Genomic DNA, 12,767 nt, shown 5'->3' on the forward strand with positions numbered 1-12,767 from the left:
AAACACGCCCGAGTCAAAGCGACGCGGGCGTTAATTTTACTATTTTGCTAAAGCAGATTTAGCTGTTTCACATAGAGCTGTGAATGCAGCAGCATCGTTAATTGCAATTTCAGATAGCATTTTACGGTTTAATGTAATGCCAGCTTTATTTAAGCCATTCATAAATGTTGAATAGTTCATACCATTCATTTTACAACCAGCAGAAATTCTTGTAATCCAAAGTTTTCTGAAGTCACGTTTCTTTTGTCTACGGCCAATGTAAGCATATTGACCAGATTTCATTACAGCTTCTTTAGCTGTTTTGAAAAGCTTGCTTTTTCCGCCCCAGTAACCTTTAGCTAATTTTAATGTTTTATTTCTTCTCTTGCGAGTAGCCATTGCTCCTTTAATACGAGCCATAATCTATACCTCCGTTTGTATCTTATTATTTGTAAGGGATTAACTTCTTGATTGCTGGTGCATTTGTAACGTCAGCGTAAGCACCCTTGCGAAGTGCTCTTTTACGTTTTGTTGTTTTCTTATTTAGAATGTGTGATTTGTTTGCATGAGCACGTTTTACTTTACCGTTTTTAGTTAAGCTAAAACGTTTTTTAGAACCACTGTGTGTTTTAATTTTAGGCATAATGTAAAGCCTCCTTGTAAATTTTTACTAACGCGTTTTTTACTTATTAGTTTTTGATGCAATAAACATAGCCAAACTGCGGCCTTCCATCTTAGGGCTTTTTTCAACTGTACCTTCTTCGACGCAAGCCTCTTTAAATCGCTCAAGTAAACCGTTTCCCATTTCAGTGTGAGCCATTTCTCTACCTCTAAAACGTACAGAAACTTTGACTTTATCCCCACCGTTTAGGAATTTTTTTGCTTGATTAACCTTGGTATTAAAATCGTGTATATCGATATTCAAAGACATTCTAACTTCTTTTACATCAACGATTTTTTGGTTCTTTCTAGCTTCTTTTTCACGTTTTGCTTGCTCGTAGCGATATTTTCCGTAGTCCATAATACGACATACGGGTGGAGTCGCTTGTGGAGCAATTTTTACGAGGTCAAGACTTTGTTCAGCGGCTAGTTTTAACGCCTCTTTTGCAGACATAATACCAAGCTGACTACCGTCATTTCCAACAACGCGGATTTCCTTGTCACGAATTTCTTCGTTCATGAGCAATTCATTATTTTTGCTAATAGTAAAGCACCTCCATGTACATTACGCAACATACGTTGCAATTGAATTGAATGGAAAACAAATAAAAAAGCGCAGACAACAGTCCACGCTTTCAATATGCATAATTATACGTTAAACGTATCAGCGATATTGACCCAGATGACTTATTTGCCATTAGGTGAGAACGTGTTCTGTTCTTCTTTGTTTTCTAAAACAGTATATCACTAATTTGGTTTCATGTCAACTATTATTTCATCTTTATTATTCTTTTTTTCAATAAAGCATCCGCTTGCAATAAATAAAAGCAGCAATCCCGTTTGCACCCATAAAATTGATATGTCTGTAATTCCATGAACACAAACCGCAGCAACAAAAGCAAACACCAATGAACGAATTTTATTTACTTGATATGATAATGCTTTAAAATAGTTACATAAATATGTAATCAATAGCCCAACACCAACAATTCCATAGCTTAATAACGGATCTAAATACAGGCTGTGTGCATGATAAGTATCATAGCCTTTATAGAGTTTGTTAATAAACATATAGGTAAGTGTACCTTGGCCAAACAATGGATGTGCTTTAATTCCTTGAATTGCAGTCCTCCAAATGTTCATTCTGGTAGAGAACGTTTGCGGCATTCGATCCCATCTTGGCAATATTCCCGGAACGAAAATACCGATACAAACAAAAATAGATGCGATTGCTAAAAATAGAAGTGCATATTTCTTGTATTTATTAAAACAAATTAATATGAATACGCCGGCTATTATAGAAAGCCAAGAGGATTGGCAATCACATAAAAATAGGCCAAGAATATTTATCAATATTACCCCAATATAAGCATTAGGCATTTTGGTACCAATAATGATACGATATACACATAATAAGACTACAAATTCAATAATTGTTCCATAATAGTTTGCGTTTAAAAGTCCCGCCGTTGAACGAAATGAAAATCCATAAAACAACTTTTGCCCTAACGCTACGATAAAGCAAATTAAACTCATAAAGCAAGCTATATCAATAGTATAGTGATACAATTCATCGGTTATGATACTTTGTGCAAATAAGTAAAACAATATTACAATAATGACTGCAATTCCAATTAAAGCGCTAACCCATCTACCATATAAGCTTGGAACAACAATTATCAATATTGAAAATAGCCCCAGCCAAATGAGCCCTTTTGCATGAAACATCATCTTTCGTATATTGCTGTTTGCCAATGCATATATTGTTACACCCAGCAAAACTGCACAAGTAATAATAAAATGGGTAAAAATAGATGCCACCGTTATCGCTAACAGCAATTGTGGTTTGGAAAAAGACTTTACTTTTTCACCCATTAACTTTGTTAAGGCTTCTTGTATATCAGACACCTCCAACTACTCCACTTTTTCGTTTTTCTCTGTATTGTGGAATGTCTATTTCTTAATTACAACCGCTAAAAATTTACAAGGCTGTCCGTTTGTTGCAATCATACCATGTCCATGTCCTGAATCATACATAATTGCGTCGCCTTCGTTTAAGATAAGAATATGATTTTCCATTCTTACTTTTAATGAACCTTCTAACACTAAGTCAAATTCTTGACCTTCATGTGTTGAAAGCTCAATCTGTTGATTTTGTGCTTCCTCGCTATAAGGTGCTTCGACAATAAAAGGCTCCGCCATTTTACCTTTAAAGTTATGTGCCATGTGTTGATAATGAAAACCCATTCTTCGATTTATATTTAGTCCATGATCTTTTCTGGTTACCGTAAAGAAGGACAAACGTGGGTTTTCACCCGTCAATAATTCAACAATATCTACGTTGAATTTTTGCGCACACTTATGTAAAAAAGTAAAAGAAAAATCATTATCTCCGTTTTCATAAGATAGATATTCTTCATTTGAAACATCTAAACAAGCAGCCATTTCTTCAACTGAAATGTCTAGAATTTCTCTTAGGGTTTTTATTCTTTGTGCCACTTCAACAATTCTACTTTCCATAATGCCCTCCTGATAATATAGTAAATAAGATAATACGATTCTAAATACCCGTAAAATACATAATGATATTTAGCAACAATGCGATTAAAAAATGATCTCAGAATTGGTTAGCATTATTATATCACAATTCATTTATGAAAAAAAGCCATATTTGAAATATTTTCAGGGTTTTCCATATAGAGTTTTTTATAAAAATGTGCTATACTGTTTTAAAAAATGAGAAGCAAGAAAAGGATTACAATAATTATGCAAAAACAAACATGGAAGCCGAGTACACTAATTGCACCTATACCCCCTGCAATGGTTACATGCGGCACAATGGAAGAATCTAATATCATAACAATTGCTTGGACAGGCATTGTAAACACAATTCCGCCAATGACATATATTTCTGTTCGTCCCGAACGATATTCCTATGACATCATTAAAAATTCGGGTGAGTTTGTTATTAACCTAACCACAAGCAATCTTGTTCGTGCAGCTGATTTTTGTGGTGTACGCTCCGGCGCAAACCTGAATAAATTTGAGGAAATGAAATTAACCAAAGCACCGGTAAGTCAACTATCTTGTCCTTGTATTGATGAAAGCCCTCTCAACCTTGAATGCAAAGTTAAAGAAATCATTCCGCTTGGATCTCATCATATGTTTTTAGCAGAAATCGTTGCTGTTAATGTTGCAGAAGAGTATATTGATGAAAGCGGAAGACTGCGTTTAGATAAAGCCTCAATTGCTGCTTTTGCGCATGGCGAATACTATGAGCTGGGAAGAAAGCTTGGCAGCTTCGGCTATTCTGTGCAAAAGAAAAAGAAAGCCAAGAACAATAAATTAAATAAAAATCGTCGCAAATAAAAAAGTAGTAGCCATTTCATCAAACTAAAAGAGGTTTTGTGCATATTTGCTTAAATAAAAATAAATCTTTATGTACATTAACAGATATACATTTTCAAACAACTATTATATAATACGAAGTACTAATAAACATATATAAAAAGCATAAATCAGAGGAGATATTGAGATGAATACAATTCAATTAAACGATTGGAAAGTCTTAGGCACATTGCCCTATCAAGCAGACTTTTCAAAACATATGCAAGAAGGAGCTGAACTTTCTAGTTTAACAGAATGGTTCCCTGCTTCTGTTCCCGGAAGTATTTATGACGACTTGCAAGCTGCCCATTATATTGAAGATCCATTTTTCGGTACAAACAGCCTAAATTGTGAATGGGTTGCAAATCGTTGGTGGATTTATAAAACCACCTTTCAAGTAAAGCAAGACGATATGAATGACATTCTAAAGCTAACCTTTAAAGGAATTGATTACTCAGCCCAAATCTATTTAAATGGCAAAAAACTAGGTTATCATGAAGGAATGTATATTCCTTTTGAAGCAATTATTAATGAATATGTTAAGGTAAACGAAGAAAATATTCTTGTTTGCATTTTAGAACACGCACCTTTTGCTGATGCACAACCAGGATACACTTCCAAAACCAAATACTTAAAGGCACGTTATAATTATAAATGGGACTTTGCCGCTAGAATCGTAAACCTTGGCATTTATGATGAAGTAGTAATCAGCAAGCATTCAATTGCCTCTATTGCTCACAGTTTTTTCAGACCGATTCGAACCAAAAATGGTTGGAATATGGAGATTGACCTAGATATTGATGGATATGCAGATGGTGAAATTAATGTAGGCGTTTCATTTAATATTCCACGCACAGACGGTCCATGCACCGGATTTACCGGTTCAAAAATGAAAATCGTAAAAGGTTTCAACAAATACAATTGTACTATCTCATTAAATGAAATAGGTTTCGAACCTGAATTATGGTGGCCTAACGGATATGGTGAACAAAAGTTATATGACTTTACTGCATCACTATACTTTAACGAACTACTTTCTGATGAAGTGACACATAAAGTGGGATTCCGCACCTTACAATATCAACACGCTGATGGCAGAGAAGATGCTTTACCATACAATGTTGTAATCAACGGCAAAAAGATTTATTTAAAAGGTACCAATATCGTTCCCCTATCTTCCACATTAGGCAGTATCTCGTATGATACGTTAAAAATGAAATTAACGGCTGCAAAAGAATGTAATATTAACTTCTTCCGCATTTGGGGCGGCGGGCATATCGAAAGTGAAGCCTTTTATTCTTTATGTGATGAATTGGGCATTATGATTATGCAAGAATTCACAATGTCAAGCTCAGGATGTGATGATGTTCCATCCCAAGACAAACATTTCTTAGATTTATTGCATAAAGCTGCTGTTCACAACGTTAAACTGAAACGGAATCATGTTTCTTTAACGTTATGGAGTGGTGGAAACGAATTAACCGATTCACGTTATTTAGGCACAGAAGACCACGAGGGGCACCCTGCAACTTTTGAGGATTCTACTCTTGCTATGCTCAAAGGCACTATAGATGCACTATCACCTGATGTAATGATGTTACCGTCATCAGCATCCGGACCAAACGCTTTGCTAAAAGTCGGTGATATTGGGAATAACCATGATGTACATGGACCTTGGGGCTATGTTGGTGCATATGACCATTATGAGTTTTATAATAATTCAGACAGTATTCTACATGGCGAATTTGGTTGTGGTGGCATCAGCAACTATGATACCTTAAAACGTTTTCTCGCTCCTGAAGATCTAAAGCTATGTACTTCTGCTGAAAATCGAGTATGGCGTCATCATAGCGGTGGTTGGGATAGCTACAGCATGAGAGAACGATTATTATTTGGGGATCTTCATCACATTCCTTTTCAAGATTATATTAAGATAAATCAATTTATTCAAGCTGAATCACTTCGTTACTCTTTAGAGGCTAACCGCAGAAGACAATGGAAAAACGTTGGTGAAATGACTTGGCAATTCAATGAGCCTTGGCCTAACATTCAATGTTCCAATGTATTAGACTATTATGGCGAGAAAAAACTTGCTTATTATGTAATGCGTGATGCATATTTAAGCGTTTTAACAAGCTTGAAATACGATAAGCTGTTTTATAAAGCAGGAGAAGCGTTTAACGCAGAACTTTTCATCATCAATGATAAAAGAACTGCTGACTATAAAATCAAATATGAAATCGTTAACCAAAACAATAACACTCTTTCATCTGCTGAATTTAGCGGAACAGCAACAGAAGATGTTTCTCAAAAGGTTGGAAGTATTGCTTTTACTATTCCTGAAAGCTTAACAGGTGGATTTACTGTTCGGATTACTACCAGCTGTGGCGATTTTAATGGAACAAAAGAGTACTTAATGTTAATGGCTGATAAAAAAGTAGATGTTACGTTATCACAAGAAGAGCAACTAGCAATCAAGCACTATAAAAACAAGCAATTTACTAATGGTATTGATGCATTAAGAGCAGATACTGCTCCGGTAATTCGTTACTACGATAACTTTATTGAAAAGTATTTATAAAATAATATTAGGGTATCAACGATAAACGTTGATACCCTTTTTGTACGCTACTTTTTTGCTTTTGAAAATACAATGCTTTTGGCAATAGCACTGAATTCTTCATCCGTTATTTTACCTTTATCCAGTTCGCAAGCTATATAAACGGATAGATTCTTATTATATGACAAAATACCTTTATTTGTTTTCTCTTTCCTTTCAAAACCTAACCCTTCCATAAAAGCCGGCGAATACAATACATTTGTTATGGCTGTACGCGAGGTTTCTGTTGTGGTAATTAGTTGATACGAATCTTTCGCATCAAAATGATAGCCGTTTCCCAAAGCGATTTGATTGTATATTGTTATTGGGTTATCCTCGGAACTCTGATTTGTGTCATAAGTATTATATCCTATGCAACCCACACATTCATTTACATCATTCAAAATATCCACAATTGAAAAAACGCCATTTGCGAGAAAATGAACATTGACTTCCCCTTCTTTTGGAATTTCAGCTTCTTTTATACTCCATTCTTCAGGTAAAGCAATTGCAAGTGTGAATGGATCAATTTCATATATTGCGGTATTAAATTCCGTTTTACCTTTTTGGCTTACTGGGAATGTAACTTTTTGCACTGGCATATTAAATATAGTTTGTGAACTATTTGTATTATTGTCGGATCTGTTTTCATTTGTACTTTCTATTTTTTCATTGCCACACGAAGATATTGTTAAGGCGATTAATAAAAAGAGTAAAATGCCGATTGCTTTTTTCAACCAAATCACACTCCTAATAATAATTTATTCTCATGTTATAATCTTATGATACTATTATTTTCCATAAAATACAATAGCAAAGCAGATAACACATTACGTGCTATCTGCTTTATTTTATTTCTTTATATTCATAAATGTGTTTTGATAATGTTTCATTGATTTATCAATAATGTTAATTGCTACATCTACGCCTTCTACCTCGTTTACCGCTGTTTCTTTATTTTCAAGTGCTTTATATACACTAAAGAAATGGGACATCTCATTAAAAATGTGAGCAGGCAATTGGTTAATGTCCGTATAAGAGTTATAGCCTGGATCTCCACATGGAATCGCAATGATTTTTTCATCATTTCTTCCGTTATCAATCATTGTAATTACACCAATAGGATAACATTTTACTAACGTTAACGGAATAATCTCTTCAGAGCAAAGAACTAAAACGTCAAGAGGGTCATAGTCATCACCATATGTCAATGGAATAAATCCATAGTTTGCTGGATAGTGAGTTGAAGTGTGTAAAACACGGTCTAATTTCAATCTTCCTGTTTCTTTGTCAAGCTCATATTTTGCTTTGCTTCCTTTTTGAATTTCAATTACTACTTCAAATTCAGTTGGTTTAATTCGGTTTGGGTTAATATCATGCCAAATATTCATCTACTAATCTCCTTTTTCTAATTGTAGAAATTATACTCTAAAATCGATTCAAATGCAAGTGATACTAATCTATAAATGTTTCCTGATGTAATTGATGTGTTTTGTTATAAACAACTAATTCATGATTACAATCCACAGTTGCTAAAATAATATCTTCTATTTTATCAACTTTTTGATGTTCCAATTGTTTTTTTAACCATATATCATCCAATCCTGTCATTTTTAAATTTCGTGTCATAATCTTACCATCAATAATAACATTCGCAACCAAACATTCTTTTTGCCCCGTTATATTCAAATCCTCTAAGGTTACATTCTTTTTATTTGCTTTGGGCATAAAGCTTATCTTACCGCTGTATTCCATAATTGCATATTCAATATCGGCAATATTAAAATAGCCCGCATACCTCGCCGCAGATAATAAGTCGTTTACATCATATTTTACTTTTGCTAAATTTTTTTCGTGTATTTTGCCATTTTCAATCAGCATATAAGCTCTTCCATTAAAAAAGCGCCGTAACTTGATACTCTTATTCGTAGCAATTGAAATAATTGTTGCAATAACTGCGTACAAACCCATACTTAAAAAGCCATGCAAATAAGGAGCATCTATTGCTGTTGCCATTTCTGCAGCAATAGAGCCAACCGAAATGCCGATTACATAATCGAAAAATGATAGCTGTGATATTTGTTTTCTTCCCATCAGTCTTGTTATAAAAAACAAATAAACGACAGAAAGTATGGATCTTAAAGCAACTTCAAACGCATCCGCAAAATACTCCATATATCATTTCCTCCAAATCAAGCATAACAATGTGATATAGCTTATTATTGCAATAAGCTATTATATTATGCCAAAAGGAAAGAAATATAGCCGTCACTAATTTAGCGACGGCCTTGCTTGTTTATAGCCTGCTTTCAATTGCTTGTTTTGCATCCCAATAAAAGTTTTCTTCGCCTACTAAATCAACAACGCCAGCACGATCCAGCACTTCTTTTGGAACATCATTCAACCCACTAAATAAAACTGTAATATTTTCTTGTTGTAATTGTTCGATTGTTTCTAAGAACATATGTGCTGCGCCTGCATCAATCATTGGTACACCACGCATAGAAAGAATAATCGTATTACAATCCACTACGTTTACAATTTCATTTTCCAAACGTTCTACAGAGCCGAAGAAAAGTGGGCCTGTTATATAAGTAACTTTCATTTTATGTAGTTTTAATTTTTGATTCGCATCTGCGATATCTAATTTGTCATAATCTACTTCTGTTGTTTCAATTTGTACATTTGCAATACGAACAACAAATAACAAAACGGAAATCAAAACGCCTAGTAAAATTGCGATTGTTAAATCAAATACCACAGTTGCGACCATTGTTACTAAGAATTGTGCAATAGATGATTTGAATTTATTTTTAAAGATATATCCAATTGATTTCCACTCATTCATACGATATGCAGTTACCATAAGAATTCCCGCTAACGCACTTAATGGAATTTTAGACATTACTCCTCCCAATAAGAACATGGAAGCCAGCAAACCGATTGAATGGATAATGCTTGTTAGTCTTGTTTCTTGTCCTGATTTAATTGCAACACTCGTTCTTGCGATTGCGGCAGTTGCTGGCACACCGCCAAAGAAAGGCAATAATATATTTCCGATACCTTGGGCAACAAGTTCCCTATCCGCATCTAATTTTTCATTTTTCATTCTTCCTGCGCTTGCACCACAAAGCAAACTTTCAATCATACCTAAAGCTGCAATACTTATTGCTGGTACAATTAAGCCGCTAATTTGTTCATATGAAATATTAAATATATTAAGTCTGTTTTCCAAAAATAGCGTCTTTGGAATATCGCCTACTACGGCAACAGGTAAATTGAAAATAGAATTAACAATAACCACTAAAATGATTGCAACCAAAGAGGATGGAAATTTTGCGTTCCACTTTTTAGGGAAAAACGCCATTACAAGAACAACTCCGACAGCAATTACTACTGCCCATATATTCATATCGAAGCCGTTTTTAAAGTAGGATGCCACTTTTTGAATCGCATTCTCGCCCTTTGAAGTAACTCCGAAGAAATTATCAATTTGACCTAAAGCTATAATAATGGCAATACCTGAAGTGAAGCCCGTAATGACTGCTGATGGAATAAAAGATACTAATTTACCGATTTTCAATACACCTGCAATGAGTAATATTACTCCTGATAACAAACCGGCCAGAAAAACCCCCTGCATACCGAATTTCATTACTACTGCAATCAGTATTGCAGTCATCGCACCTGTTGGCCCGGATATTTGATACGAACCGCCTGACAATAAACCAATTACTAAACCGGCAATAATTGCAGTAATTAAGCCAGCCGCAGCATCTGCACCACTACTAACACCAAATGCAAGCGCTAATGGTAAAGCAACAGCAGTTACGGTTAAACCTGCCATTAAATCTTTAGAGAATTTCTTAGCATTATAGCCTTGAAATTCATTTCTCATGTCATTGAAATACTTCCGAAACATTTATGCACCTCTAATATGTTCATATTTTATTAATATAATAACATAAATAGCTAGATTTTACTATGTGCATAACAGTGAGAATTTTACTAAAATATATTACTTTTTTGTGAACAATATATTATTGTTTGATCTAAATACCTTAGAAACCAAATAAAAAGCACTCATCTTGTACAATATAAGTTTACGTTAACTACGAAACTGATAATAAAGATAACTAAAATAGAATACATTTTATGGTTATATTGATGAAATGATGTCATTACAAATAAATGACCACAACATAAAATACAATCAGCTTGAAACTTTCTACTACGCTTTCCCTATTGTGAAAAAACAAACAGCCATATGAACATAATATTATATATTAGTCATTTACGAGTATAGTGATTTCATAATACTGGTTTTCTGGAATTCAAGCATGATATAATACTATGATTATTTACTATTAACAAATGAAATTATATAACAAATAAACAAAGAAAAATAACATTAACCTATTCAACAAAATAAACTGAAATGATATAATGAGGCTAACATTTAGCTGATTTAATATCAGCAAATTTTACTAATTTAAAAACTAACTGAGTTAAAATAAGGGGGATTATCCATGTACGAACGCATTCTTCGAATGCCTGATAAAATTATTGTTGAGACTCAACAAAATTTACATGAATTAAAAAAGCAAGAGAACACAGCCCATATAGATGATATTAGGGTTTATTTCAGTATGGATTCTAATTCAGGATTAGACGTGTATGTCGAAGCAAAACAGACACCATTAAAAAACATTCGATTGAGATGGAATATCAGTATTCCAAATGATTGTAGGTTTTTAGGCGACGCATTGGAGCGAAGCTACGGCGATTTAGAATGGAGAGGACTTGTTCCGGATAGAGCTATGCCTTGGTATTTCTTAATGAATAATGCAACTACAACCATAGGTTACGGAGTAAAGGTTCGTCCATCTTCACTTTGCTTTTGGCAAGTCGACACTAACGGAATCACTTTATGGTTGGATGTCCGCAATGGTGGAAACGGTGTAGTTTTAGGTAATCGCACATTGAAAATATGTTCTATTGTAAATGAAGTATATGAACATACCGATCCATTCATTGCTACACAAAATTTCTGTAAGGTAATGTGTACAGATCCGATTTTACCTAAAGAACCGGTTTATGGATTTAATAACTGGTATAGTAGCTATGGCGATATTTCTGAACAACAAGTCCTTGAAGATACGGATGAGCTTTGTAAAATAGTTGGTGAAAATATTGATAACAGACCGTTTATGGTTATTGATGATGGATGGCAAATCGCTCATAAATTAAATGAATACAATGGTGGACCTTGGCATTCAGGAAATTCAAAATTTCCTGATATGAAGAAGTTAGCTCAAGCTATAAAAAAGAAAAATTGCAAACCGGGAATATGGGTAAGACTTTTACACACATCTGATCAAGAGCTTCCTAGTTCATGGCGTTTAAAGAAGAATTACGATGTTTTAGATCCTTCTGTTCCAGCTGTACTCGACTATATTAAACAAACAATTCGTTTATTAGTAGATTGGGGATATGAACTAATTAAGCACGATTTTTCAACTAATGATTTATTTAATTGCTGGGGATTTCAAATGAATCCTAGCGCGCCTGAAAGCGATTGGGAGTTTGCAGACAAAAGCAAAACAACTGCAGAAATTATAATCAATTTGTATGAAACAATTTTAGACGCTACTGATGGTCATGCTTATATTTTAGGTTGTAATTGTATTGGTCATTTAGGTGCAGGGTTAATGCATATACAGCGTATCGGAGACGATGTAAGCGGTATTTGTTGGGAAAGAACAAGAAAATACGGAATTAACACTTTGGCTTTTCGATTACCACAACATAAAACATTTTTTGACATTGATGCTGATTGTATAGGAATTACCGATAGCGTACCTTGGAGATATAATAGTCAATGGGCTGATTTAATCGGAAGAAGCGGTACTCCTATGTTTGTTTCTGCAAAGCTGCAATGTTTATCAGAAAAGCAACGCCCAAAACTAATAGAACTATTCCAAATCAATTCCAAACAATCTGATAGTATCAAACCTTTGGATTGGATGGATACTGTTTGTCCATCTACATGGGTTATCAACGGTAATATTGAAAAATATGATTGGTATGAAGAAAACGGACTTTCCAGCTTTCATGTATAGATTGCATGTTATTGTCAAAT

The 12,767-nt window shown here is 34.2% G+C and carries 12 protein-coding genes; 3 read left to right on the forward strand and 9 right to left on the reverse strand.

Features of this window, described 5'->3' with window-relative positions; genetic code table 11:
- Positions 1-39: 39 nt before the first annotated feature.
- The 5 genes from rplT to RBG61_RS03230 all read right to left on the reverse strand — a co-directional run bounded on the left by rplT (position 40) and on the right by RBG61_RS03230 (position 3,159).
- Complete coding sequence (gene rplT, locus RBG61_RS03210) at positions 40-399, reverse strand: 50S ribosomal protein L20 (protein ID WP_307945695.1); 360 nt, start codon at positions 397-399, stop codon at positions 40-42.
- 25 nt (positions 400-424) lie between these two features.
- On the reverse strand, positions 425-622 hold the full coding sequence (gene rpmI, locus RBG61_RS03215; RefSeq protein WP_307945698.1) for a 50S ribosomal protein L35: 198 nt from the start codon (positions 620-622) through the stop codon (positions 425-427).
- A 39-nt stretch (positions 623-661) separates the two neighbouring features.
- Entirely contained in the window at positions 662-1,159 is a 498-nt protein-coding gene (gene infC / locus RBG61_RS03220) for a translation initiation factor IF-3 (protein ID WP_307947189.1), read from the reverse strand.
- A 227-nt stretch (positions 1,160-1,386) separates the two neighbouring features.
- A complete protein-coding gene (locus RBG61_RS03225) occupies positions 1,387-2,547 on the reverse strand; it encodes an O-antigen ligase family protein (protein ID WP_307945700.1) in 1,161 nt (386 codons plus the stop codon).
- 45 nt (positions 2,548-2,592) lie between these two features.
- Positions 2,593-3,159: a helix-turn-helix domain-containing protein gene (locus RBG61_RS03230; protein ID WP_307945702.1), complete on the reverse strand. Its 567-nt coding sequence runs from the start codon at positions 3,157-3,159 to the stop codon at positions 2,593-2,595.
- A gap of 246 nt (positions 3,160-3,405) precedes the next feature.
- Between RBG61_RS03230 and RBG61_RS03235 the strand changes: the two genes are divergently transcribed.
- Positions 3,406-4,008, forward strand: a complete 603-nt coding sequence (locus RBG61_RS03235) for a flavin reductase family protein (protein ID WP_307945705.1) — start codon at positions 3,406-3,408, stop codon at positions 4,006-4,008.
- A gap of 166 nt (positions 4,009-4,174) precedes the next feature.
- Entirely contained in the window at positions 4,175-6,607 is a 2,433-nt protein-coding gene (locus RBG61_RS03240) for a glycoside hydrolase family 2 protein (RefSeq protein WP_307945708.1), read from the forward strand.
- A gap of 47 nt (positions 6,608-6,654) precedes the next feature.
- Here RBG61_RS03240 and RBG61_RS03245 read toward each other — a convergent pair whose 3' ends face one another.
- The 4 genes from RBG61_RS03245 to RBG61_RS03260 all read right to left on the reverse strand — a co-directional run bounded on the left by RBG61_RS03245 (position 6,655) and on the right by RBG61_RS03260 (position 10,547).
- The gene (locus RBG61_RS03245; RefSeq protein WP_307945711.1) at positions 6,655-7,362 is read right to left on the reverse strand and encodes a hypothetical protein; all 708 of its coding nucleotides are present in this window, start codon (positions 7,360-7,362) and stop codon (positions 6,655-6,657) included.
- A gap of 114 nt (positions 7,363-7,476) precedes the next feature.
- On the reverse strand, positions 7,477-8,016 hold the full coding sequence (locus RBG61_RS03250; protein ID WP_307945713.1) for an inorganic diphosphatase: 540 nt from the start codon (positions 8,014-8,016) through the stop codon (positions 7,477-7,479).
- A gap of 64 nt (positions 8,017-8,080) precedes the next feature.
- Positions 8,081-8,800: a DUF421 domain-containing protein gene (locus RBG61_RS03255; RefSeq protein ID WP_307945715.1), complete on the reverse strand. Its 720-nt coding sequence runs from the start codon at positions 8,798-8,800 to the stop codon at positions 8,081-8,083.
- A 121-nt stretch (positions 8,801-8,921) separates the two neighbouring features.
- Positions 8,922-10,547 carry a SulP family inorganic anion transporter gene (locus RBG61_RS03260; RefSeq protein ID WP_307945717.1) on the reverse strand — a complete coding sequence of 542 codons (1,626 nt, stop codon included), beginning with the start codon at positions 10,545-10,547 and terminating at the stop codon, positions 8,922-8,924.
- Positions 10,548-11,154: 607 nt separating this feature from the next.
- On the opposite strand from RBG61_RS03260, the gene RBG61_RS03265 reads away from it, so the two are divergent.
- Positions 11,155-12,747: a glycoside hydrolase family 36 protein gene (locus RBG61_RS03265; protein WP_307945719.1), complete on the forward strand. Its 1,593-nt coding sequence runs from the start codon at positions 11,155-11,157 to the stop codon at positions 12,745-12,747.
- Positions 12,748-12,767 lie beyond the last annotated feature (20 nt).

Origin of the sequence: Paludicola sp. MB14-C6, from assembly GCF_030908625.1 — a bacterium.
In the GTDB taxonomy this organism is placed as follows: Bacteria; Bacillota; Clostridia; order Oscillospirales; family Ruminococcaceae; genus Paludihabitans.